Source organism: Micromonospora sp. RP3T (genome assembly GCF_003027925.1).
GTDB lineage: Bacteria > Actinomycetota > Actinomycetes > Mycobacteriales > Micromonosporaceae > Micromonospora.
In genome coordinates, this window is the sequence record NZ_PYPS01000046.1 from 34,012 (window position 1) to 57,479 (window position 23,468).

The 23,468-nt window shown below is 73.5% G+C and carries 22 protein-coding genes; 7 read left to right on the forward strand and 15 right to left on the reverse strand.

Annotated elements, in window-relative coordinates; translation table 11 throughout:
- Positions 1 to 6: 6 nt before the first annotated feature.
- On the forward strand, positions 7 to 168 hold the full coding sequence (locus C8054_RS32400) for a hypothetical protein (protein WP_199199950.1): 162 nt from the start codon (positions 7 to 9) through the stop codon (positions 166 to 168).
- 50 nt (positions 169 to 218) lie between these two features.
- Here C8054_RS32400 and dapE read toward each other — a convergent pair whose 3' ends face one another.
- Positions 219 to 1,289: a succinyl-diaminopimelate desuccinylase gene (gene dapE / locus C8054_RS28015; RefSeq protein ID WP_107162079.1), complete on the reverse strand. Its 1,071-nt coding sequence runs from the start codon at positions 1,287 to 1,289 to the stop codon at positions 219 to 221.
- Positions 1,290 to 1,393: 104 nt separating this feature from the next.
- Between dapE and dapD the strand changes: the two genes are divergently transcribed.
- Positions 1,394 to 2,353 (forward strand): 2,3,4,5-tetrahydropyridine-2,6-dicarboxylate N-succinyltransferase, encoded by a 960-nt coding sequence (gene dapD, locus C8054_RS28020; protein ID WP_107162081.1) that lies wholly within the window; start codon positions 1,394 to 1,396, stop codon positions 2,351 to 2,353.
- Between the two features lie 50 nt (positions 2,354 to 2,403).
- Here dapD and C8054_RS28025 read toward each other — a convergent pair whose 3' ends face one another.
- The gene (locus C8054_RS28025) at positions 2,404 to 5,769 is read right to left on the reverse strand and encodes a S8 family serine peptidase (RefSeq protein ID WP_233220218.1); all 3,366 of its coding nucleotides are present in this window, start codon (positions 5,767 to 5,769) and stop codon (positions 2,404 to 2,406) included.
- Between the two features lie 116 nt (positions 5,770 to 5,885).
- On the opposite strand from C8054_RS28025, the gene C8054_RS28030 reads away from it, so the two are divergent.
- Positions 5,886 to 6,443, forward strand: a complete 558-nt coding sequence (locus C8054_RS28030; protein ID WP_107162085.1) for a sugar O-acetyltransferase — start codon at positions 5,886 to 5,888, stop codon at positions 6,441 to 6,443.
- Between the two features lie 94 nt (positions 6,444 to 6,537).
- Positions 6,538 to 9,096: a hypothetical protein gene (locus C8054_RS28035; protein ID WP_107162086.1), complete on the forward strand. Its 2,559-nt coding sequence runs from the start codon at positions 6,538 to 6,540 to the stop codon at positions 9,094 to 9,096.
- A gap of 161 nt (positions 9,097 to 9,257) precedes the next feature.
- Here C8054_RS28035 and C8054_RS28040 read toward each other — a convergent pair whose 3' ends face one another.
- From C8054_RS28040 to fdxA, 5 genes are all read right to left on the reverse strand, one after another.
- Positions 9,258 to 9,905 carry a nucleoside/nucleotide kinase family protein gene (locus C8054_RS28040; protein WP_107162087.1) on the reverse strand — a complete coding sequence of 216 codons (648 nt, stop codon included), beginning with the start codon at positions 9,903 to 9,905 and terminating at the stop codon, positions 9,258 to 9,260.
- On the reverse strand, positions 9,905 to 10,546 hold the full coding sequence (locus C8054_RS28045) for an SIMPL domain-containing protein (protein WP_107162089.1): 642 nt from the start codon (positions 10,544 to 10,546) through the stop codon (positions 9,905 to 9,907). Before C8054_RS28045 ends, C8054_RS28040 begins: the two co-directional genes overlap by 1 nt.
- 5 nt (positions 10,547 to 10,551) lie before the next feature.
- Positions 10,552 to 11,577 carry a prephenate dehydrogenase/arogenate dehydrogenase family protein gene (locus C8054_RS28050; RefSeq protein WP_107162091.1) on the reverse strand — a complete coding sequence of 342 codons (1,026 nt, stop codon included), beginning with the start codon at positions 11,575 to 11,577 and terminating at the stop codon, positions 10,552 to 10,554.
- A gap of 156 nt (positions 11,578 to 11,733) precedes the next feature.
- Positions 11,734 to 12,852, reverse strand: coding sequence for a succinyldiaminopimelate transaminase (gene dapC / locus C8054_RS28055; RefSeq protein ID WP_107162117.1), 1,119 nt, complete (start codon positions 12,850 to 12,852; stop codon positions 11,734 to 11,736).
- The gene (gene fdxA, locus C8054_RS28060; RefSeq protein WP_107077162.1) at positions 12,849 to 13,175 is read right to left on the reverse strand and encodes a ferredoxin; all 327 of its coding nucleotides are present in this window, start codon (positions 13,173 to 13,175) and stop codon (positions 12,849 to 12,851) included. The genes dapC and fdxA overlap by 4 nt, the downstream gene beginning before the upstream one ends.
- A gap of 79 nt (positions 13,176 to 13,254) precedes the next feature.
- Between fdxA and C8054_RS28065 the strand changes: the two genes are divergently transcribed.
- On the forward strand, positions 13,255 to 14,256 hold the full coding sequence (locus C8054_RS28065) for a GNAT family N-acetyltransferase (protein WP_107162093.1): 1,002 nt from the start codon (positions 13,255 to 13,257) through the stop codon (positions 14,254 to 14,256).
- Positions 14,257 to 14,258: 2 nt separating this feature from the next.
- Here the strand turns inward: C8054_RS28065 and C8054_RS28070 are convergent, their stop codons facing one another.
- From C8054_RS28070 to mshB, 3 genes are all read right to left on the reverse strand, one after another.
- Positions 14,259 to 14,723: a hypothetical protein gene (locus tag C8054_RS28070; RefSeq protein ID WP_107162095.1), complete on the reverse strand. Its 465-nt coding sequence runs from the start codon at positions 14,721 to 14,723 to the stop codon at positions 14,259 to 14,261.
- Between the two features lie 86 nt (positions 14,724 to 14,809).
- A complete protein-coding gene (locus C8054_RS28075) occupies positions 14,810 to 15,283 on the reverse strand; it encodes a hypothetical protein (RefSeq protein ID WP_233220219.1) in 474 nt (157 codons plus the stop codon).
- A 17-nt stretch (positions 15,284 to 15,300) separates the two neighbouring features.
- Complete coding sequence (mshB, locus tag C8054_RS28080) at positions 15,301 to 16,221, reverse strand: N-acetyl-1-D-myo-inositol-2-amino-2-deoxy-alpha-D-glucopyranoside deacetylase (protein WP_199199951.1); 921 nt, start codon at positions 16,219 to 16,221, stop codon at positions 15,301 to 15,303.
- An 87-nt stretch (positions 16,222 to 16,308) separates the two neighbouring features.
- Here mshB and C8054_RS28085 point away from each other — a divergent pair, with 87 nt between their 5' ends.
- Entirely contained in the window at positions 16,309 to 18,453 is a 2,145-nt protein-coding gene (locus C8054_RS28085; RefSeq protein WP_107162101.1) for a prolyl oligopeptidase family serine peptidase, read from the forward strand.
- 45 nt (positions 18,454 to 18,498) lie between these two features.
- Here C8054_RS28085 and C8054_RS28090 read toward each other — a convergent pair whose 3' ends face one another.
- Positions 18,499 to 18,705 carry a hypothetical protein gene (locus C8054_RS28090; RefSeq protein WP_233220220.1) on the reverse strand — a complete coding sequence of 69 codons (207 nt, stop codon included), beginning with the start codon at positions 18,703 to 18,705 and terminating at the stop codon, positions 18,499 to 18,501.
- Between the two features lie 216 nt (positions 18,706 to 18,921).
- On the opposite strand from C8054_RS28090, the gene C8054_RS28095 reads away from it, so the two are divergent.
- On the forward strand, positions 18,922 to 19,137 hold the full coding sequence (locus C8054_RS28095; RefSeq protein WP_107162106.1) for a hypothetical protein: 216 nt from the start codon (positions 18,922 to 18,924) through the stop codon (positions 19,135 to 19,137).
- A gap of 150 nt (positions 19,138 to 19,287) precedes the next feature.
- Here the strand turns inward: C8054_RS28095 and C8054_RS28100 are convergent, their stop codons facing one another.
- The 4 genes from C8054_RS28100 to C8054_RS28115 form a co-directional block, all read right to left on the reverse strand.
- Positions 19,288 to 21,030 (reverse strand): ABC transporter substrate-binding protein, encoded by a 1,743-nt coding sequence (locus C8054_RS28100; RefSeq protein WP_107162109.1) that lies wholly within the window; start codon positions 21,028 to 21,030, stop codon positions 19,288 to 19,290.
- A gap of 47 nt (positions 21,031 to 21,077) precedes the next feature.
- Positions 21,078 to 22,064 (reverse strand): ABC transporter permease, encoded by a 987-nt coding sequence (locus C8054_RS28105; protein ID WP_107162111.1) that lies wholly within the window; start codon positions 22,062 to 22,064, stop codon positions 21,078 to 21,080.
- Between the two features lie 11 nt (positions 22,065 to 22,075).
- Positions 22,076 to 23,083, reverse strand: a complete 1,008-nt coding sequence (locus C8054_RS28110; RefSeq protein ID WP_107162113.1) for an ABC transporter permease — start codon at positions 23,081 to 23,083, stop codon at positions 22,076 to 22,078.
- On the reverse strand, positions 23,080 to 23,468 hold a 389-nt coding region (locus C8054_RS28115; RefSeq protein ID WP_368854615.1), incomplete at its 5' end, for an oligopeptide/dipeptide ABC transporter ATP-binding protein. The genes C8054_RS28110 and C8054_RS28115, both read right to left, overlap by 4 nt.

A 23,468-nucleotide genomic window follows, 5' to 3' on the forward strand; every position in this document is an offset into this window, starting at 1 on the left:
CAGCGTTTGATCAGCAACAGCGAGATGATCCGGATCCGCCGGCAGATGCAGCGGCGGATCCACGACGTGGTGGCCGAGCGCCGCCGCGCCCGGATGATGGAGGCCCACCGCTCCGAGCCGGCCGCCGACAGCGACGAGGCGGACGCGCCGCTGACCACGAGCGTCTGACCATCCGCAGGCCCGCGACGCCGGGCGCGGGCCTGCGGATGTTCGGTACGTCAGGCCGCGAGCCAGCGGTGCAGGGTGGCCGCGCCGTCCCGGATCTTGGTCAACTCGACGTGCTCGTCCTTGTGGTGCGCGAGGTTGGGGTCGCCGGGGCCGAAGTTGAGCGCCGGAATGCCCATGGCCGCGAAGCGGGCCACGTCGGTCCAGCCCAGCTTGCCGATCGGGGCGGCGCCGACCGCGGCCAGGAACTCCTGCGCCGCCGGGTTGTCGAGCCCCGGGGCCGCGCCGGCCGCCGCGTCGGTGACCGTCAGCTCGAAGCCGTCGAAGACCTCGCGCAGGTGGGCCTCGGCCTGCGCCGGGTCCCGGTCCGGGGCGTACCGATAGTTGATCTCGATGTCGCAACGGTCCGGGATGACGTTGCCGGCCACCCCGCCGTGGATCCCGGTGGCGTTGAGCCCCTCGCGGTAGTCGCAGCCCTCGATGGTCACCCGACGCGCCTCGTACGCGCCCAGCCGGCGCAACACCTCACCGGCGCCGTGGATGGCGTTCACCCCGTGCCAGGAGCGGGCCGCGTGGGCCCGCTCGCCGTGCGTGGTGACCATGGCCCGCATCGTGCCCTGGCAACCCGCCTCGACGATCCCGTACGTGGGCTCCAGCAGCACCGCGAAGTCGGCCGTCAGCCACTCGGGGTGACTCTGCGACACCAGCGTGAGGCCGTTGTAGCGGGACTCGATCTCCTCGGCCTCGTAGAAGAAGTACGTGACGTCGTAGCGCGGGTCGGGCAGCGTCACGGCCAGGTGCAGCGCGAAGGCCACCCCGGACTTCATGTCGGAGGTGCCGCAGCCGTACATCAGGTCGCCGCGCATGCTCGACGGGAAGTTGCCGTTGAGCGGCACGGTGTCCAGGTGGCCGGCGAGCACCACCCGCTGCGGGCGGCCCAGGTCGGTGCGGGCCATCAGCGTGTTCGAGTGCCGTTGGGTGCTCAGGTGGGGTACGCCGCGCAGCACCTCCTCGACGCAGTCGGTGATCGCCTTCTCGTTGAGGGATACCGACTCGATGTCGACCAGGGCACGGGTCAGTGCCACCGGATCGGCCAGGACCTCGGGGGTCAACGGGTTCTGCATGTCTCGCACGGTACCGTCATCCTCGGTGGGTGCGAGGGACACGTTCCGCGCCCGCGGCCGCGAGCAGCGGCGCACGCCGCCGCCGGAACGAGAGAGGTGACACCGTGACGTCCGCACCATCCGCCTGGGGCATCGGCCTGGCCACCGTCACCGCCGACGACCAGGTGCTCGACACCTGGTACCCGACCGGCAAGCTGGGCCTCGGCGAGCTGCCCCTGGTGCCCGGGGAGGACCGGGCCGACGTGCTCGACCTGCCACCGGGCGCGGTCGGCGAGCGGGCGCTGCCCGGCCTGCGTACCGTCGAGGTGACCACGGTGATCGGCTCGCTCGACGATCCGATCAAGGACGCGGCCGACGCGTACCTCCGGTTGCACCTGCTCTCCCACCGCCTGGTGCGGCCCAACGAGCTGAACCTCGACGGCGTCTTCGGCAAGCTGGCCAACGTGGCCTGGACGTCGGCCGGGCCGTGCCCGCCGGAGCGGGTGGACGAGCTGCGGGTGATCGAGCGGGCCGCCGGCCGCCACCTGGTCGTGCACGGGGTGGACAAGTTCCCCCGGATGACCGACTACGTGGTGCCGGGCGGGGTGCGGATCGCCGACGCGGACCGGGTCCGGCTCGGCGCGCACCTGGCCGCCGGCACCACTGTCATGCACGAGGGTTTCGTCAACTTCAACGCCGGCACGCTGGGCACCTCGATGGTCGAGGGGCGGATCGTGCAGGGCGTGGTGGTCGGGGACGGCTCCGACATCGGCGGCGGCGCCTCGATCATGGGCACGCTGTCCGGCGGCGGCAAGGACCGGGTCCGGATCGGCGAGCGGAGCCTGGTCGGCGCGAACGCGGGCGTCGGCATCTCGCTCGGCGACGACTGCGTGGTGGAGGCCGGCTGCTACATCACCGCGGCCTCCAAGATCACCCTCCCGGACGACCGGGTGGTCAAGGCCCGCGAGCTGTCCGGCGTGGACGGGCTGCTGTTCTGGCGCAACTCGGTGACCGGCGCGCTGGAGGCCAGGCCGCGCACCGGCCGGGGCATCGAGCTGAACGCCGCCCTGCACGCCAACGACTAGCCCGCCCCGTCCGGGTCCGTGGCGCGACGCCACGGACCCGGACGGCCGGCTCACCGCAGGCGGTACGCCTGGATGATCCGCTGGGTCACCGTGTTGCCGGCGTCGTCACGGGCCGAGGCCCGCAGCGACACGTAGCCGGGACCGGCCGGGTGCACGACCGTCGCCGTCCACCCGGCGCCCTGCTTCTTCACGGTCGCCTTCCGCCACGTCTTCCCGCCGTCGTAGGAGACGTCGACGGTGAGCGCCGCGACCGTGCCGGCCGGCGCGCCGGGCTGGCGCTGCACCGCCACCGGGACGGTGAACGGCCGGCCGGCCGGTGCGTTGCCGTCCGCCGAGAGCGGCGGGCTGAACCGGACCGCCATCGCCGGCAGCCGGGCCGGCTTGTCGCCCGGCACCCGCTTCGAGCGGAACGTCCAGCTCGCCGAGACCTCGGTGCTCAGGTCCGTGAAGCTGCGCGTCGTCACGGTGTCCAGCCGGTAGTTCGCGACGCCCGGGGGCACCCCGAACTCGCCGTACCCGGCGTTGGCCTCCTCATCGACGAGCTTGCCGTTGCGGTAGAGCGCGGTGCGTGCGGTGTCGGTGAGCGAGTAGCCCGGGTGCCCGGACGCGTCGCTGTACGTCGGCAGCGCGACCAGGACGGTGTTACCGGTGCGGGTGATGCCCAGCTCGGGGAAGCGCGGCTGCGGCACGAAGGACGGGCCGTACGGCGCGTTGTTCCAGACCTCGGTGTACGCGCGGCCAGCCTGGTAGCGGCTCGGCCCGGACTCCAGGATCGCCTGCGTGTCCAGCCAGCCTTCCTCGTCGCGCTTGCCGAGGTCCAGCTCGAAGTTCCAGCGGGTCCGGGCGGTGCTCAGGTGCTCGATCCGCCTGCCGGGCGCCTGGACCGGCACGACGACAGCCGAGCCGCCCATGTTGTAGTCGGGCTCCGGGTACACGATCCGCTCGTTCTCCAGCCCCGCGTACCCGTTCGCGAAGCGGCTGGTGACGTGCGCCAGGTCGGCCGGCTGGTAGTGCCGGACGAAGCCGGTCGGGAACCGCCCGGGGAACACGTCACTCAGCCCGTAGAAGTACGGGCTGCGTTCCGGCGCGGTCGGTTCGGTCCACTGGCTGCTCAACGAGCCGACGAAGACCTGGTCCGAGACATTGCGACCGAGCTGGGCCGAGTAGAGGCCGTCGAAGCGGTCCGTCCAGAGCCCGAAGCTGGCGTAGTAGTCGCCGAAGCCCCAGGCGGCTGTGAAGTCGATCAACAGCGGGGCCGCGCCGCGCTGCGGCACTGTGGTGCGGACCGGCTTCGCCCGCCGGGCGTCCAGGGTGAGCCGCTGGTTCCCGGTCACCACCAGCTCCGGCTGGGTGAGCATGGAGATCTCCGTCCAGCGCTCATCGTCGGCCACGAAGAGCAGGCTCTGCACGCCGTACCGGCCCTTGGGCACCCGGATCGTGGCCTCGCCGTCGGCGTCGAACACGTCCCGGGTCGCGCCGTCGGCGAGCCCGATCAGCGTGGTGTAGAAGTCACCGGTGAGCGCGCCGGCCCGGTTGCGGTGGGCGAGCGTCAGGTCGTAGCTCTCCACCTCCCGGTTGACCGCCAGCGGGGTGACCGCGACGGTGTCGCCGGACCGGGCGGTCAGCCGGCCGGTCCAGTAGCCGTCGACGCCGAGCCGGGTGTCCACCACGACGGTGACCTGGGCGGTGCCGCCGGCCGGGACGGTGAGCCGGGACGCGCTGAGGGTGATCATGCCGGCCGGCGCGGACCGCCTGCCCGGGCCGGTGAACTCGGCGCCCAGGTCGAGCGTGAGCGCGGCGGCGCCGCTGTTGCGGTAGGTGACGGTCTTGCTGATCGGCTTGTCGTCGGCGTGCGGCCAGAGCGCGGTGCCGAAGGAGACCGACGGCGGTTCGCTCGTCACCTGCTCGGTGATCGCGTGCGCCACGTCGACCCGGCCGGCGCCCTGCTGGAACGCGGTCTGGTCGGGGTGCGGCCGGGCCGAGGCCATCAGCGTGGCCTTGTAGCGGCCCGCGTTCCAACCGGGGTGCTGCTGGGCGATCAACGCCACCGCGCCGGCCACGTGCGGGGCCGCCATGGAGGTGCCGGAGAGGGTGACGTACTTGTCCCCCACCGGGTCGCCGATCTGGCCGTGGGCGGCCCGGGCGGCCACGATGTCCACGCCCGGTGCGGTGATGTCCGGCTTGATGGCCCCGTCGCCGACGCGCGGCCCGCGGCTGGAGAAGTCGGCCAGCTCGTCGTTCCGGTCGACGGCGCCGACCGACAGCGCGGCGTCGGCCGTGGACGGCGAGCCGACCGAGCCGTCGGCGCCGTCGTTGCCGGCGGAGATCACGAAGAGCGTTCCGGTCTGCGCGGTGAGCGTCTCGACCGCCTGCTCCAGCGGGTCGACCTCCGGGGTGTCCCAGCCACCCAGGCTCATGTTGATCACGGTGGCGTGCTGCTCGGCGGCGGCCCACTGCATGCCGGCGAGGATCGCCGAGTCGGTGCAGCCGAACTCCTCGCAGACCTTTCCGGACAGCAGCGTGGCGTCCGGGGCGACGCCCCGGTACTTCCCGCCGGAGGCGGCGCCGCTACCGGCGATGATCGAGGCGACGTGGGTGCCGTGCCCGACGATGTCGTCCGGGTTCGCCTCCGCACTGAAGTTGCGCGACTCGGCGACCTTGCCGGCCAGGTCCGGGTGGGTGAGGTCGACGCCGGTGTCGAGCACCGCGACCTTCACGCCCTTGCCGGTGTACCCGGCGGCCCACGCGGTGGGCGCGCCGATCTGCGGCACGCTGTGGTCCAGCGTCAGCCGCCGCCGCCCGTCCAGCCAGATCCGGTCGACACCCCCCGCCGCGTCGAGCCGGGCGCCGGAGCGGTCCGCGGCGACCGCCCGCCAGAGCGAGCCGGTGTCGGCCTTGGCCGCGGTGAGCGCCGCGCCGCCGATCGCCGGCAGGTCGCGGATCACCCGGGTGCCGGCGAGCGGGGCCGCGGCCCGCCGGGCCGCCCCCGGCCGGTACGACACCAGCAGCGGCACGGTGTCGCGGTGCGCGTCGTCGTAGCCAGCCTCGATCAGGCCGGTGACGTCGAACAGTCGCCGGTCGAGCCGACCGGAACGGATCAGCGCCAGCGCGTCCTGGGGGACCACGCTGAGGCCGTTGTGCTCGCGGCGGACCATGAACTGGAGCCCGGCGCGACCGGCGCCGGGGCGGACCGCGGCGCGACCGCCGGCGGCGACGGTGACCTGGTCACCGGTGATCAGGGTGACGGTGGTGGGCCGGGCCGACGACCCGGTTGCGGCGGGCGTGCCGGTCGGGGCCGTCGTTGCGGCGGCGTGCGCCGGCACGGGCAGGCCGAGTGCGAGGCCCAGGGTGAGGCCGAGCGCGGCCAGTCTTCTGCGGTTCCGGGGCAACCTTTCCTCCTCGGTCAGGCGTCTCATCGACAGAAGGCACATCGATGCGGGCTATCAGAATTGCATACCGGGTATGCAATCGGAAGTCGCCTATCCGACCGAACCGGTTCCCCCCGGGCGGTCGAACCGGGGATGATCCACCGATGAGCGCCATGAGGGACCGAATGCTGGCCGGCGAGCTGTACCTCGCCGACGACCCCGCGATCGTCGCCGACCTGGACCGCGCCGCCCGACTCACCGAACGCTTCAACCGCAGTGACGCCGACGACCCGCAGGGCCGCCTCGCCGCGCTGCGCGAACTGCTCGGCACGCTCGGCGAGGACGCCTGGGTCCGCCCCCCGTTCCACTGCGACTACGGCTTCCAGACCCACCTCGGGCCGCGCACCTTCGTCAACTTCAACGCGGTCTTCCTCGACGTCGCCCGGATCACCATCGGCGCCGACGTCCAGATCGGACCGAACGTGCAGCTCCTCACCGCCACCCACCCGGTGGAGCCGGAGGCGCGCCGGGCCAAGTGGGAGGCGGCGAAGCCGATCACCATCGGCGACAACGTCTGGCTCGGCGGCGGCGTGATCGTACTCGCCGGCGTGACCATCGGCGAGAACACGGTGGTCGGCGCCGGCGCGGTGGTGACCCGGGACCTGCCGGCGAACGTGGTGGCGGTGGGTAACCCGGCCCGGCCGATCAAACCGGTGGCCTGACCCCTGAGCTGCTGAAACAACCCCTCGGGGGGATGCGGATTCCCGAATCAGCGTGCACTCTGGGTAGTGAGATGCTCACTCTGGGGAGGCCCCGATGGAGCGCGTGCTGGAGCTACGGGTGCACGGGGTGTCCAACACCCCGCCGGATCAACTGCTGGGCCTCGACCCCGGACCGGGTGGGGACGGCCCCCAACCGGAGCTGGTCGCCGGCGGACAGGTGACCGGTTTCTACCGTTCCACCCGGGCCGCCCGGGACGATCCGATCAGCGTCGAGGCGTACAGCTGGGGGAAGTTGACCTCCGGCGCGCGGACCCGGCGGGACATCGAACGCGCGCTCTGGACGCTGCTGCTGCCCTTCGCGCTGGCGAACGTCGCGCTGCACGCCCGGGCCGGCATCCCGGCGGACCCGGACCGGGAGCGGTGGGCCAGCCGCTCCGGCATCACCGCCTGGCTCATCCGGCTGTTCTGCCTCAGCCTGACCTGCACCCTGGTCATCGCCGTGACCGGGATCGGCGTCGACCTCATCGGCTGGCAGTGCGTGGGCCGGGATTGCCTGGGCCAGCTCCCCGGACCGTGGGAGTTCCTCGGCAACGCCTGGTGGCGCCGGGACACCCGGGCGCTGGCCCTCGGGCTGCTGCTGCCGCTGCTCGCGCTGGGCGCGATCGGGCTGGTCGCCTGGCGCACCTACCAGTACGAGGCGGAGATGCCGGCCGAGCCCCGCGCCCGCCCGGACCGGGCCGAGCCGCCGGAACCGCTGGAGAACCCGTTGCAGGACCCGACGTTCTGGAACGGGGAGGGGCAACTGCGGCGTGCCGCGGTGCTGCACCTGTGCACCGGGGCGGTGACCGCCGCCGCCGTGCCGGTCGCCGCGGTGCTGCTGATGGACCCGCCACGCGGGCTGCGGGCCGCGGTCGCCTGGCCGACAGTGGTGCTGTTCGTCGCCGTGGTCACGATCGCCGTGGTCGCGGTCGGTCGCCCCTGGCTGACCCGTCGCCAGGGCGCCACCCCACTCGGCCGGTGGAGCATCACGGTGGCGGTGCTCACCGCGCTCGGGCTGGTCGGCACATTCGTCCTCCTGCTGCTCCCGGACGGCCCGGCCGGCCGGCCACTGGCGACGTACCGGCCACCGGTCGGCTGCCCGGCGGTCCCGGACCTCGCCGGCTGCCGCGCCGCCCGCCCGTTGCCCGGCTACGAGACCGCGCTCGCCTGGCTCGTCACCTACCAGGTGCTGCTCCTGGTGGCCATCGGCGCGGCGAACCGCTCCGGCCGGCGGGCCCTGGCCGGGCCGGCCGCCGCCGCCGTGCTGCTGCCGCTCGGGGTGACCTGGATCGAGCGCGGCCTGCCCGGCCTGCCGGCCGCGCCGGCCGGGCTGCACACCTGGATGCTCGTCGGCCCGGCCATCGCGACGGCCATCGCCGGGCTGCTCATGCCGCGCCTGCGGCCCGCCGTGCCGACCCAGCCGCTCGGCGCGTACACCGGGCTCGCCTGGCACGGCTGCGCGCCGGCCGTCATCGCCGGATTCGGCTGGATGATGGCGGTCGCGTACTGCGCCGGACTGCTCTACTGGGTCAGTGAGCGGCTCGACGGCCCGGTCGACCCCGCCGGCCCCGGGCGCGTGGTGCCGCCACTCGCCGTCTTCTGGGCCGGCCTGGCCTGCGTCATCGGGCTGGTCCTCCTGCTCGGGCTGCTGGTCCGCGCCACGTACCTGCTGCACCGGCTGCGCCGCGCCGAGTACGCGCGACTGACCTCCGCCGACGGCCTCTCCGCGCACGACCTGCGCCGCTGCCGCGACGTCAGCACCTACCGGGCGCTGCACCGCCTGGTGGGCGAGCACGCGCTCCGGTTGATCGGCTGGTTCGCGGCCGGGGCCGCGCTCCTGATCATCCTGTGCTGCACCGCCGCGCTCTCCGGCCACCGGCCCAGCCCGCTGTCCCCGGTCGGGTGGCAGACCGCGATCCACTGGGCCGCCGAACTCGGCGACGCGGTGCTCGGCTGGCTGCCGGTGGTGACGAGCGCGCTCGGGCTGATGGTCTACCGCACCGACTCGGTCCGCCGCTCGGTCGGCGTGGTCTGGGACGTGTGCACGTTCTGGCCGCGGGCCGCACACCCGCTCGCCCCGCCCAGCTACGCCGAACGCGCCGTACCGGAACTCCAGACCCGGGTCGCCGGGCTGCTGGCGCTGCCGCCCCACCACCCGGACCGGATGGACGGCGTGATCCTCTCCGGGCACAGCCAGGGCACCGTCATCTGTGCCGCGGTGCTGCTGCAGCTGCCCCGCCGGTGGCGGCGGCGGACCTGGTTCTTCTCCTACGGCTGCCAGCTCACCCGGCTCTACGGCCGGATCTTCCCGTCCTACTTCGGGCCGGAGCGGCTGCGCACGCTGGCCCGGGCGGTCACCTGGCCCGGCGGCCACGTCGCCTGGACGAACTTCTGGCGGGACACCGACCCGCTCGGCTGGCAGGTCAGCGCCGGGCAGCGGGACGTGGCGGTGGCCGACCCGGAGGCGCTGCACCCGACCGGCGGCGAGGTGGCCGACCCGCCGATCCGCAGCCACAGCGGCTACCCGGAGGCGGTCGAGTTCGCCCGTGAACGAGCCGTGGTGGCCCGCCTGCTGCGCCGGAGCGTGCCCTCACCCCGGCCCGGCGTCGGCTGACCCCACGGCCCGCCGTCGTCACCCCGGTCGTCGTCGCCGAACCGGCGTCATCGGTCGGTGGCGCCGCGCCGGTCCGCGCCGGTCCGCGCCGGTCCGCGCCGGGTGATGCCCGGTGGTTCCGGGTGGTGCCGGGTGGTGCCGGGTGGTGCCGGGTGGTGCCGTCACGCCGGCGGCGGCTCGGCCAGCCGGACCACCAGGTCGGCGTGCCCGGCCGTGCCGGCGACCAGGCGGGCGTTCTCCTCGTCGCTGCCGAGCGCCCAGGCGCGGGCCTGCTCCGCGGACTTGCCGTACGTCTGGTGCCGGGCGGTGAGGCGGCGCAGCCGCAACTCGGCGTCCAGGTCGAGGAACCAGGCCTGGTGCAGCAGCGACCGCACCTCCTCCCACGGGTCGTCCCGCAGCAGCAGGTAGTTGCCCTCGGTGACCACCAGCCGCACCTCGGGCGGCACCTCGATCGCCCCGGCGACCGGCTCCTCCAGGTCGCGGCGGAACTCCGGCGCCCACACCGAGGTCGGCTCCAGCCGCCGCAACCGGCGCAGCGTGGCGACGAAGCCGTTGACGTCGAACGTGTCCGGCGCGCCCTTGCGTGCCGCCCGGCCCAGCCGGCGCAACGCCGACCCGGCCAGGTGGAAGCCGTCCATCGGCACCAGCCGGGCCGCCGGGCCCACCTCGGCGACGATCCGTTCCGCCAGCGTGGACTTGCCCACGCCGGGCGCGCCGGCGATGCCGAGCAGTTGCCGCGGGCCGTCCCCGGCGAGCGTCCGCGCCCGGGCGACCAGCTCGGCCAACGGCAACACCTGGGCCGGCGGCATCAGCCGAGCACCGGGTCGCTGATGGTGAACCGCGCCTCGACCGCCGCGTGCACCGGCTGCGGCGCGGGATCCAGCTCCAGCTCCGGCACGGACTCGCCGGACCGGGCGTACGCCGCCTTGGCCAGCATCGGCGGAGCCGCGGTCAGGCCGGTGTCGGCCAACTCCCGCAGCGCGGTGACCCGGGCACCGAGCGCCTCCGCGTACTCCCGGGCCCGGGCCAGCGCGTCCGCGATCGCGGCGTGTCGCACCTCCCGGTACGCCGGGCTGTCCGGCCGCAGCGACCACACCGGACCGGCCACCTCGACCTGCTCGTGGTCGGCCAGGCGGAGCATCAGCTCACCGAGCGCGCTGAAGTCGGTGACGGTGACCGTGGTGCTCACACTGCCCTGGTAGGCCACCACCCGGTCGCCCGAGCGCCTGGTCACCGGCCAGACGTTGACCTGACCGGTCTCCCGCCGCGCCACCGTCGGCCCGGCGGCGTCGAGCAGCGCCCGCACCGCGGCGGCCCGCTCGGCCAGCCGGGTCAGCGTGGTCTCCCGGTCGCGGTCCCGCACCGCCGCCGTCACCGTGAACCGGGCCAACTCGGGAGCGACCTCCCGGTACGCCTCGCCGCGTACCGCCACGACCGGTGCGTCCGCCATGCCGCTCAGCCTAACGGCGGGGTGGTCGGCAGGTGCGCGGTGTACCGGACCGCGCCGGCCGTCACCCGGCACCCGGTCAGGTGACCGCCCGCCGCGCCCAACTCCCGCAGGTAGGCCAGCTCGCCGGCGTGGTCCGCCGTGGCCGGGAACTCCCGGTGGTGCGTGCCGAACTCCCGGCCGCGCAGCGCGGCACGCGCCGCCCGCCCCTCGGCCAGCCGGCCGGCCAGCGCCTCGGCGTCCCCGGCCCGCAGCGCGGCTGTCAACGCGGTCAGGAAGTCACCGACGCCGGTCAGCTCGGCGAGCACCCGGTCCCGGTTACCGAGCAGCATGTTCGCGGTCCGCTCGGGCGGCCCCCCGGCGACCCGGGTGCCGTCGGAGAAGCTGCCGGCGGCCAGCGCCAGCACCGCGTCGCGCAGCGCCGAGCGTTGCACCGTGCCGGCCAGCGCGCCGGCGAGCACGTGCGGCACGTGCGAGGCGAGCGCGGCGGCGGCGTCGTGCTCCGGCGCGGACATCGGCACCACCCGGGCGTGGAAGACGTCGACGAGGAGCGCGGCCAGCCGCCGGAACGCGGTCAGCCCGGTGGGCCCCGGGCAGAGCACCCAGGCCGCGCCGTCGAGCAGGTCCGGGCCGGCCGCGCCGAGCCCGGCCCGGTCCGCGCCGGCCATCGGGTGCCCCGGCACGAACCGGTGCCCGAGCCCCTGCGCGGTCGCGGCGGTGGCCACCTCCGCCTTGACGCTGCCCACGTCCGTGAGCACGCACCGGTCGTCGGTGGCGGCGGCCACCCGGGCCAGCGTGGTGGGCAGCGTGGGCAGCGGGCCGCAGACGAACACCACGTCCCGGCCGGCCACCGCCTCCTCGACGGTGTCGGCGACCGCGACGCCCCGCTCGCGTAGCTGCCCCCGGACGGCCGGATCCGGGTCCCAGCCGGTGACGCCGAGCCCGGTGTCGCGGAGCCGGAGCAGGATCGAGCCGCCGATCAGCCCGGTGCCGACCACCGCCGCGCGTGCCAGCCCGCCCGCCTCGCCCACCATCGGTGCACCTCGGGTCCGCGTCGTCGGCGGAGCCCGGGTGGCCCCGCGGGAAGTCCCGCCGAGGATATCGCCAGGCACGCCGGCGGGGCGCTCGGTGTCAGGCGGGCCCCCGCCCAACGGAAACGTTGGGCGGGGGCCCCGCCTCTACCGGAAGCGTTAAGCGGGGGCCCCGCCTTCCAAGCGGCCGGCTACGGCGTCGATGTGTGGGTCGGACTCGGTGAGGGCCACCCGGACGTGTCGGGCGCCGGCCGGGCCGTAGAAGACGCCGGCGGCCACCAGGATGCCCCGTCGGGCCAACCAGTCGACCGTGTCCCAGCAGTCCTCGTCGCGGGTCAGCCAGAGGTAGAGCCCGGCCTCGGAGTGCTCGACCGTGAAGCCGGCGCCGGTGAACGCGGCCCGCAGCTTCTCCCGCCGCACCCGGTAGCGCTCCCGCTGGGCGTCGGCGTGCGCCTGGTCGCCGAGCGCGGCCACCATGGCGGCCTGCACCGGTGCCGGCACGATCATCCCGGCGTGCTTGCGCACCTTGAGCAGCTCGGCCACCAGCGTCGGGTCACCGGCCACGAAGCCGGCCCGGTAGCCGGCCAGGTTGGAGCGCTTGGAGAGCGAGTGCACCGCCAGCACGCCCGTGTAGTCCCCGCCGCACACCTGCGGGGACAGCACCGAGACGGGCTCGGCGTCCCAGCCCAGCGGCAGGTAGCACTCGTCGCTGGCGACCACCGCGCCGCGCTCCCGGGCCCACTCGACCACCTTGCGCAGGTGAGCGGCGGGCAGCACCCGCCCGGTCGGGTTGCCCGGCGAGTTCACCCAGACCAGGCGGACCCGGGGGTCCGGGCCGAGCGCGGTCAACGAGTCGCTGCGCACCGTCGTGGCGCCCGCCAGCCGGGCCCCGTCCTCGTACGTCGGGTACGCGACGGTCGGCACCACGACCACGTCACCGGGGCCGAGCCCGAGCAGCGTCGGCAGCCAGGCCACCAGCTCCTTCGAGCCGATGGTCGGCAACACACCCAACCCGTCGACGCCCGCGCCGCAGGCTCGGGCCACCCAGGCCGCGATCGCGTCCCGCAGGGCGGGCGTGCCCGCGGTCAGCGGGTAGCCGGGCGCGTCCGACGCGTCGGCCAGCGCCTGCCGGATCAGCGGTGGCACCGGGTCGACAGGCGTACCCATGGAGAGGTTGATGAGACCGTCCGGGTGCGCCGCGGCCGTGGCGGCCGCGGCGTCCAGCGTGTCCCAGGTGAACTCGGGCAGCCGTGCCGAAACCGGCGCGGACCGGCTCAGTGGTCCTCGCCGCGCGGCGGCTGCGCGGCGACGAAGGTGGCGTCCTTCTCCACCTTGCCGATCTTGGAGGCGCCCCCGGGCGAACCCAGGTCCTCGAAGAACTCGTAGTTCGCGCCGGTGTAGTCCTTCCACTGCTCCGGCACGTCGTCCTCGTAGAAGATCGCTTCCACCGGGCAGACCGGCTCGCAGGCCCCACAGTCGACGCACTCGTCGGGGTGGATGTAGAGCATCCGATTGCCCTCGTAGATGCAGTCGACCGGGCACTCCTCGATGCATGCCTTGTCGAGCACATCCACGCACGGCTCGGCGATGATGTAGGTCACCGGTCTTCTCCTCCGCAAGACTCGTCGCGATCATCCGCAACGGTAAGAGCCTAGTATCTCGCCGGGGAGGAGGTCGATCGTGCTCCGACAGCAGGATGTGGGACACCGGATCGTGGTCCGCCGGATCGTGGGGATCCGGGAGGGCCGGCCGCTGTTCTCCGACGCGCTCGGCGAGCTGGTCGAGCTGACTGAGACGCACATTACGCTGGTCACGGCCGGTGGCCCGCTCCGCGTGCCGGTCGGTGAGGTGCACCGGGCGAAGCGGGTGCCACCGGCTCGCCGGCCGACCGCCGCCGCCGTGGTCGACCTGGAAAGCGCAAGCGATGAGGCGTGGCCGGCCCCGGTTCGCGGCCGGCTCGGCGACTGGCGGCTGCGTTCCGCGGCCGGTTGGACCGGCCGGGCGAACAGCGCGCTCCCGATCGGCGACCCCGACCGGCCGCTGCCGGCGGCGCTGGACGCGGTGCAGCGCTGGTACGCCGACCTCGGCCAGCCGGCCCTGGTGAACACGCCGCTGCCGCTGGCCGCCCCGGTCGGCGCGGAACTCGACGCGCGCGGCTGGACGGCCCGCCCGCCGGTGCTGGTCCAGACCGTGCCGCTCACCACCCTGACCGCCCCGCCGCCCGGGTCGACGCCGGACGCGACCGCGCCGGAGCGGACCGATCCGCCGCCCACCGCCGACCTGCCGCCGGTGGCGCTGGCCGTCGCGCCCACCGACGACTGGCTGGCGATCGCCGCCGACCGCAAGGGCGGGCTCCCGGAGGCCGCGCGGCACGTGCTCACCGCCGTGGACCGGATCCGCTTCGCCGAGCTACGGGTCGACGGCCGACTGCTCGCGGTGGGGCGCGGCACCGTCACCGGTGGGGGGCGGTGGCTCGGGGTGAGCCTGCTCGAAGTGCTGCCGGAGGCCCGCCGGCGCGGGTACGCCGCCGCGGTCGTCCGCGCACTGGCCGGCTGGGCCGCGGCCGAGGGGGCCACCCGGGCGTTCCTCCAGGTCGAGCAGCGCAACGTCGGCGCGGTGGCGCTCTACCACCGGCTCGGCTTCACCACCCACCACACCTACCTGACCCGGGTGGCACCCTGACGTCAGCGGCGGACGATCCGGCGGGGCCGGGACGCCTTCAGCTCGGCGTACCGCTTGAGCTGGCGGGAGCGGAAGTCACGGCCCAGCGCGGTGAGCGTCAGGTAGCCGACCAGCACCCCGGCCGCGGTGGCCGCGAGGTAGAGCCAGATCTGGGCGAAGAACAGGCCGGCGCCCCCGCCGAACGGGTTCTCCCCGACCAGCAGCGGGCCGACGAAGACGGTCAGCGCCAGCGCCGCCACCACCGTGACGGCCAGGTCACCGGCCCAGTGCCCGACCGGCCGGTCGGCGCCCCAGCGGAACGACACGCCGGCCAGGACCAGACCGATCGCCAGGAACATCACCAGCGAGACCCGGCTGGTGGCGGTGTCGTCGTCCGGGAAGGCGAACTTGATGACCAGCCGCGCCACCACGTTGACCGCGAACAACGCGGCCGTCAGCACCCCGACCGCACGCCACCGCTGACCCATCGCACGCCTCCCGCACGTACCGCCCGCCCCGGCGGCGAGCCTCTGGCAGGAATGTCTACCACCGCCGCCGGTGCCGCGTCAGCACCTCAGCGGTCGACCGCCGGTGGCGTCACCACGTGCCGGAAGCCGAGCACCGCGAAGGTGACCGCGCCGGCGACGATCAACGCCAGGCCGAGCACGTTGTCGCCGGCGAGCGCCAGATCGCCCTCGGTGGTCCGGAACCCGCCCACCACGATCACCAGGAACCACGGCAGCGCGGCCAGCGCCACCCCCCACCGGCTGCCCGTCGACAGGTGCGCGAACCAGCCCAGCAGCACCGTCGACGCCGCCACCGCGGCGATCCCGGCGACCGCCAGCCCGATGCCGACGAGCGCCTGCGCGCCCCCGGACCGGCCCTGCACCGCCGCCCAGGCCCAGGTGGCGAAGATCAGATCGAGCAGCGCGAACAGCGCGCCGGCCCAGACCGACACCACGCCGCCGGCCACCCGCAGCGCGCGGTCCAGCGCCCGCTCCACCGCGCTGGGCGGTGCGGGCGGCTGCTGCTCCGGAAGGACCGACACGGGCGCGGCGGGCGACGTCACCGCAGACCGGCCGCGACCGGGGCACGGTCCGACCCGTCCAGCGCCAGCCCGGCGAAGAGGTCGTCCTCCCAGCCGTACCGGCCGCCGCCGGGCCCCTTCTCGCCGACCGCGAGCGTGAAGTACTCCACCCCCATGAACTCGGCGCCGAAGTTGCCGGCGATCGCGTAGAGCCAGGAGTCGGCCGGGATCTGCGTGGCGTGGGCGCGCATCGCTGCCTCCTTGGCGGCGTGCTGCTCGGTGGCGTCCACCCGCGCCGCGATCTGCGCGTCCGGCGTGCCGAACGGCAGCTCGTCGGCGCTGGAGATGCCGGCGAAGGGATTGTCCGACGACTCGGTGAACGTCTCCAGGCCGGCGTCGAGCACGCTGCGCGGCATGGCCGTCCAGTAGACCTTCGCCGGGGCTGTCCCCTCGGCCGCCGCCAGCTCCACCGCCCGCATCGTCACCCGGTGCGCCTGGATGTGGTCGGGATGGCCGTAGAAGCCGTTCGGGTCGTACGTGACCACGACCTGGGGGCGGACCTCGCGGATCACCTCCAGCAGGTGCCCGGCGGCGGCGTCCAGGTCGGCGCCCCAGAACGCCCGCGGGTGCTCGTTGGTGGCCATCCCCATCATCCCGGAGTCGCGGTAGCGGCCCGCGCCGCCGAGGAACCGGTGGTCGGTGACGCCGAGCGCGGCACAGGCCGCGGTCAGCTCGCCGATGCGATAGCCGCCGAGCTGGTCGGCCTCGGCCGCGGCGAGCCCGGCCAGCGCCGGCACGTGGATCTCACCCTCCTCACCCAGCGTGCAGGTCACCAGCGTGACGTGGGCGCCGTCGGCGGCGTAGTGCGCCATCGTCGCGCCGGTGCCGATCGACTCGTCGTCGGGATGCGCGTGGACCAGCAGCAGGCGTCGGTCGGGCAGCGTCGTCACGCCCGTCACTCTAACCGGCGGTCCTGCCCGTCCGACGGTCATGCGTCCGCCCAGGTCGGCCACATCACGCCCGGTGCCCGCCTACGATCTGCAGGCGTGGACTTTCCCGAGCTGGCCGCCCGTACCCGTCGGTTCAGCCTGGGGGCGCCGCGCGCCGTGACCGTCGCCGGTGACGGCTCCCGGGTGCTCTTCCTGCGTTCCGCGGGCCCGGAGGACCCGGCCGACGCGCTCTGGCTGCTCGACGTCGACACCGGCGAGGAACGCCTGGTCGCCGACCCGGCGGTGCTGCTCGGCGCGGACGCGGAACCGGCCCGGCCGGCCCCCGGCGAGCGGGCGCTGCGCGAGCGGCTGCGGCTCAGCGCCGGCGGCATCGGCGGGTACGCGCTGGACGCGACCGGCCGGGTGGCCGCGTTCGCGCTGGCCGGGCGACTGTTCCGGGCCGACCTGCGGCACGGCGACGTGGTCGAGGTGACCACCGTCGGGCCGGTGATCGATCCGCGTCCGGACCCAACCGGCGAGCGGCTGGCCTACGTCACCGACGCCGCCGAAGGAGTCCGCCGGGGTCAGCTCCGGGTGGTCGAGCCGGACGGCACCGACAACCTGCTCGCCGGCGAGGACAGCGGCGTGACCTGGGGGCTGGCCGAGCACATCGCGGCCGAGGAGTTCCACCGGTACCGGGGCTACTGGTGGGCCCCGGACGGGCGCGCGGTGCTGGCCGCCCGGGTCGACGAGTCCCGCCTGCCCCGGTGGTACCTGCACGACCCGGCCGAGCCGGCGACCCCGCCGACGTCGCTGGCGTACCCGGTGGCGGGTGGCCCGAACGCGGAGGTCAGCCTGCACCTGCTCGACCTCGACGGCGGCTGGGTCGACGTGCACTGGGACCGGGAGACCTACCCCTACCTGAGCGCGGTGGTGTGGGCGGACGGCGGGCCGCTGATCACGGTGCTGCGCCGCTCCCAGCAGCACGGGCTGGTGCTCGCGGTGGACCCGCGGACCGGGGAGACGCAGGTGCACGCCGAGCTGGCCGACCCGCGCTGGGTGGAACCGGTCCCGGGCACCCCGGCGCACCTGCCCGACGGGCGGGTGCTGGTCGGCGGCGAGCTGGCCCACGACGGGTACGACGCCCGCTGCCTGTTCGCCGACGGCACGCTGCTCACCCCGCCCTCGCTGTACGTGCGGCGGGTGGTCGGGCGGCTGCCGGCCGGCCCCGACACGGCCGCCGACCTGCTGGTCGAGGCGAGTGAGGGCGAGCCGAGCCAACGCCACCTCTACCGGGTGCGGACCACCATCGGCGGCGGGATGGACGCCCGCCGGATGGGCAGCGACCCGGGCTGGCACACCGCGGCCCTCGGCGGTTCCACGCTGGCGGTGGGTGTCGCCTCGTTGGAGCACGCGGGGGTCCGCTGGCGGGTGTGGCACGGCGACCGCGAGGTGGGTGAGCTGCGCTCGCTGGCCGCCACCTGCTCGTACGCGCCGCGTCCGACGCTGGTGCGGGTGACCGACCGGCGGCTGCCCAGCGCGGTGCTCTATCCGACCGAGCACGTCAAGGGCACCCGGCTGCCGGTACTGGTGGACGTCTACGGCGGACCGGGCCACCAGGAGGTGGTCGCGGCGCGCGGCGCCTGGCTGGAGCGGCAGTGGTGGGCCGAGCAGGGCTTCGCGGTGGTGACCGTGGACAACCGGGGCACGCCCGGCATCGCGCCGTCGTTCGAGAAGGCGATCCACCGCCGGGTGGCGGACGTGATCCTGACCGACCAGGTGGACGCGCTGACCGCGCTCGCGGGCAAACACCCCGACCTGGACCTGGACCGGGTGGCGGTGCGGGGCTGGTCGTTCGGCGGCTGGCTCGCCGGCCTGGCGGTGCTGCGCCATCCGGAGCTGTTCAAGTGCGCCATCGTGGGCGCGCCGGTCACCGACTGGGCGCTGTACGACACCGCGTACAGCGAGCGGTACCTGGGCATGCCGGAGGACGGCATGGACGTCTACGCGCACCACTCGCTGGTGGAGCTGGCCGCCGAGCCGCTCGGCGCCCCGGCCGACGCCCGACCCATGCTGCTGGTGCACGGCCTGGTCGACGACAACGTGCTGGCCGCGCACACGCTGCGGCTCTCCGCCGCGCTGCTGGCCACCGGCCGACCGCACGCGGTGCTCCCGCTGCCCGGCGCGACCCACCTGGCCGCAGGCGGCGCGTCCGAGCGCCTGCTCCGCCTGGAGCTGGACTTCCTCCGCCGCTACTTGTAAGGAGGGGCCCCCTGTTAACGCATTCTGCATAGGCGGGGCCCCCTATTAACACTCGAAGTGGCCGAGGCTGCGGATCGGGCTGCGGGCGCCCGTCACGTGCCGGATCCAGCCGAGGAATCGACCGTGGAGCGCCGCCGGGTCGGGCGAGGTCGGGTTCAGCCGGGTCAGATCCTCGGCTGCCTCGTTCAGCAGCCCCGCCATGTCCAACGCCAGGTAGTGCGGTTCGCTGGCGTACTGGGCGGCCAGCTCCAATCGGGCAGGTCCGCAAGGCCAAGGGTGGGCGCACGCGGTGCAGATCCAGATCGGCTTGAGCGGGGCGTGTCGCTGCACGTCGACCTCCTGGGATAGGGCCTCCCAACATCACACCCCGGCGCATACCCCCCCCCGTCAACCTTGACGGGTCCACATGAGTGGGATTATTTAATCGCGTAGACATTGTCGGGCCAGCTCGCTCCTACCGTCGAAGGCGTGACCAAGGAGACGGGACCGGGCGAACTCGTCGCAGCCGGCGAGATCTTGAAGACGCTCGGTGTGGGCAGGTCGAGGTTTCGAGAGATCCGGCGGCACCCCGCTTTCCCTGCGCCGTACCAGGAACTGTCGGTCGGCGCCGTCTGGCTCAAGCGGGACGTCGAGCGCTACATCCGGGACCACCGACCACCCCGGCCGGCGGACGACGAGGAGTAGGCCCGACACCAGGACTCCGGGGGCCATCCTCAAACGAGGGAGCCCCGGCCGGCGCGTGGCACCGGTCCGGGGCTCAGCCAGGCGAGATCTTGGTACGAAATCGCCCCGCGAGGGGCACTTCCGTACCAAGATCTCCGGCTACGTCAGGCGCTACTGCTTGACGTACGCGTTGACGAAGTTCGGGTAGCCGAAGACGGAGGAGATGAAGACGCCGCCGGCCTTGGAGCCGTGCACGTTGTACGCCACGTCGACGTAGAGCGGCACCACCGGCGCGAACTCCTTCATGATCCGCTCGTCGAGCTTGCCCCACTCCGGGCCCTGCTCGGTCGGGGGCAGGGCCAGGATCCGGTCCATCTCGGCGTTGATCGCGTCGTCGTTGAAGTACGACGAGTTGCTGTTCCCCTCGGCCTTGATGGTGCGGCCGTCGTAGAGCACCGGCAGGATCGACGCGCCGCTGGGCCAGTCCGCGGCCCAGTTGCCGATGTAGAGGTCCCAGGGGTTGTTCTTCTTCTTGACCTCGTCCAGCTTCGAGTCGTCCGGGATGTTCCGCACGGTGATCTTGAAGCCGGCGCGCTCCAGGTTGCCCTTGAGCTGGACCGCCTGCACCTGCTCGTTGGTGTTGTCCGCGACGCCGAGGACCAGCTCGGGCGTCTGGCCGCCCAGCAGCTCCTTCGCCTTCTCCAGGTTGCCGTTGGCGCCCGCCGGGTAGGCGTCGTACGCCTTGTAGCCGATGGTCGACGGCGGCATCAGCGTGGTGATCGGCTGGGCGACGGTCTGGCCGCCGAGCGCCTTGACCAGGCCCTCCCGGTCGATCGCGTAGTTGAGCGCCTGGCGGATCTTCAGGTCCTTGACCCGCTGGGTGTTGATCACGAGCTGGTTGGCGCTCGGCGTCGGGGAGAGCAGCGTCCGGGACTTCAGCGCCGGGTCACCGGCCACCTTCGCGACCAGCGAGGGCGGCACCGAGTTGAAGGCCAGCGCGCTCTGGTCGGCGCCGTTGTCGGCGATCACCCGGTTGTTCGCGGCGTCCTGCGTCGGGCCGAAGGTCCACACGAACTGGTCCGGGTACTGGTGGCGGACCGGGTCGGTCTTCGCGTCCCAGTTCGGGTTGCGGTCCAGCGTGAGCTGGACACCCACCTGGTTCTTGGCGATCTTGTAGGGGCCGGACGAGAACGGCTTCTGGTCCAGGTTGACGCCGGTGTCCTGCTCCGGCTTGAGCGGCGCGGTGGTCGGCAGCGAGACCGCGAACGGCAGGTCGCAGCGGGGCTTGGCGAACTCGAAGCGCAGCGTCTTGTCGTCCGGCGTGGTCAGGCCCGGCGGCAGCGACGTCTTGTTCTTCTTGAAGTCCCACTTGGTGTCGAACTGCGGGGTGTCGGCCAGCCACTCCTGGAGGTAGGTCGGGCCGCCGGTGAGGTCCGGGTCGAAGGAGCGGGCGATGCCGTACGCGACCTCCTTGGCGGTGATCGGGCTGCCGTCCTCGAACTTCACCCCGTCCTTGATGGTGAATTCCCAGACCTTGCAGTCGTTGTTGACGTTCTTGCCCGGGGTCTCGGCCAGGTCGCCGACCAGCACCAGGCCGCCCTTGCCGTCGTCCTTCCAGGTGGTCAGGTAGCGCGCGAAGAGCGGGTTGGCCATCAGGCCGGCGAACGAGTACGTCCGCTGCGGGTCCAGGTGGGAGATGGGGGTCTCCCGGATGATGGTGAACGTGCCACCCTTGGCCGCGCCGTCCACCTCCGCCGCGGGCCCTTGGGAGTCCTTCGGGTCGGTCGCGATGACGCCGCTCTGCTGCCGGTTGCCGTCCACCTTGGTGCCTTCGCCCGTGTTCTCCGAGCAGGCGCCCAGCCCCACCACCAGTGCGATGGCGCCGCCGACGGCGGCCGCTGCACGTGGTCGCATCTTCTACCTCCAGGAAATAGTTTCGAAAATTTTGTCGGGCCGGACGCTCAGCCCAGTCGCACCCGGGGATCGATCACCGCGTAGAGCAGGTCCACCACCACGTTGGCCAGCACCACGAAGACCGCCGCGATCAGCACGGTCGCCATGATGGTCGGCAGGTCACCGGCGCGGACCGCGTCCACCGCCGTCCGGCCCATCCCGTTGAGCCCGAACGTCGTCTCGGTGATCACGGTGCCGCCCAACGCCCCGCCCACGTCCAGGCCGGCGATGGTCACCACCGGTGTGATCGCGGCGCGCAGCGCGTGCCGCCCGTAGACGGTCCGTTTGGCCAGGCCCTTGGCCCGCGCCGTGCGGACGAAGTCCTCGGACAGCGTCTCCAGCATCTGTGCCCGGGACAGCCGGGCGTAGATGGCGGAGAAGAGGAAGGCCAGCGCCAACCAGGCCAGCACCAGCCCACTGCTCCACTTGAGCGGATCGTCGAACAACGAGGTGTAGCTCGGCACCGGCAGCAGTCGCAGGTTGTAGACGAACACGATGAGCAGCACCGCGCCGACGAAGTAGAGCTGCAACGAGGCGCCGGTCAGCGAGAAGCCGATCGCCGCCCGGTCCAGCCAGCTACCCCGACGCAGCGCCGAGACCATGCCCAGGCCGACGCCGAGCAGCAGCCACAGGATCGCCGCCGGGATGACGATGCTCAGCGTCACCGGCAGCACCCGGGCGATGGTGTCCGAGACCGCCTCGTTGGAGACGTACGACCAGCCGAGACAGGGCGCGTCGCACCGGCCGCCCTGGGCACTGCCCAGGTCCCGCCCGGTGACGATGCCCTTCATGTAGCCGGCGTACTGGCTGATCAACGGGTCGCGCAGGCCCAACTCCTGGCGGACCCGCTCCAGCCGCTCCGGGTTGCAGTTCTTCGGGCACATGCCGGTGACCGGGTCACGCGGCAGGGCGAAGAACATCAGGAAGCTGAGCACGCTGACCGCGAAGAGCGTGAGCGCGGCGGACAGCAGCCGGCGGATGAGGAAACGCGTCATGGGCCGGCCTCCTACCGGGACGACTTCGGGTCGAGCGCGTCGCGCAGCGCGTCACCGAAGAGGTTGAAGGCGAACACGAGCGCGAAGATCGTGATGCCGGGGAAGAAGACGTACGCCGGGTCGGTCTGGAGGTAGTCGAGGCTGCGGTAGATCATCCGCCCGAAGCTCGGCGTCTCGTCCGTCAGCCCGACGCCGATGAACGACAGCGCCGCCTCGCTGGTGATGTACTGCGGGACGGCCAGCGAGAAGGCGACCAGGATCGGCGCCCAGACGTTCGGCAGCAACTGGCGGAACAGCATGTGCCCCAACCCGGCGCCGCTGGCGCGCGCCGCCTCCACGAACTCCCGCTCGCGCAGCGCGATGATCTGGCCCCGGACCAGCCGGGCCGTGCTGGTCCAGCCGAACAGCGCGAAGATCGCGATGAGCACCCCGATCTGGAAGTACGCCGGCACGGCCTCCCGCTGGCCGTAGAAGCGCAACGCCACGGTCGGCATCAGCGCCAGCGCGATGATCAGGAACGGCATGGCCAGCGTCAGGTCGGTGATCCAGTTGATCACCGAGTCGAGCCAGCCACCCAGGTAGCCGGCCAGGGTGCCCAGGGTCACGCCGATCGCGGCGGTCAGCACGGCCGCGGCGAACGCGATGAACAGCGACGTGCGCAGCCCGTGCACCATCCGGATGAAGATGTCCCGGCCGAGGCCGGGTTCCAGGCCGAACCAGTGCTCGCCGGTGACGCCGCCGGCATAGCCCAGCGGCATGCCGTAGCCGTCGAGGCGGCTCTGGAACTGCTCCTTCGGCCCCACCCCGTACAGCGCCTCGATCAGCGGCACGGCCAGCGCGACAAGCACGAAGAAGACGAGCAGACCGCCGCTGATCAGGGCGGTACGGTCGCGGCGCAGCCGCGCCAGGGCGAGCTGGCCCGGCGAGCGGCCGACGAACTCCTCGTCCCGCCGCTCACCGCCGTCGGCGGGCGTCTCGATCTCGGCGAGGGCCACACCCTCGACCGGGGACAGACTCATTCCGTCACCTCCTGCGCGTCTGCGGCGTCGGCGACGCCGACCGCCACCGGACCCGCCTCCGGGTGGTGGCAGGCGGTGAGTTGGGTGCCGCCGTCGTGGGTGGTCAGTGCGGGTGTCTCGGTGGCGCAGCGGTCGGTGGCTTTCCAGCAGCGGGTGCGGAAGCGGCAGCCCGATGGCGGGTTGAGGGGCGTGGGGACGTCGCCGGTGAGGCGGATCCGGCCGGCGGGGCCGAGGGTGGTGACGTCGGGGATGGCCGAGAGCAGCGCCCGGGTGTAGGGGTGCTGCGGTCGGGTGTAGATGGCGTCCCGGTCACCGATCTCGACGATGGTGCCGAGATACATGACCGCGACGCGGTGGCAGAAGTGGCGGATCACGGCGAGGTCGT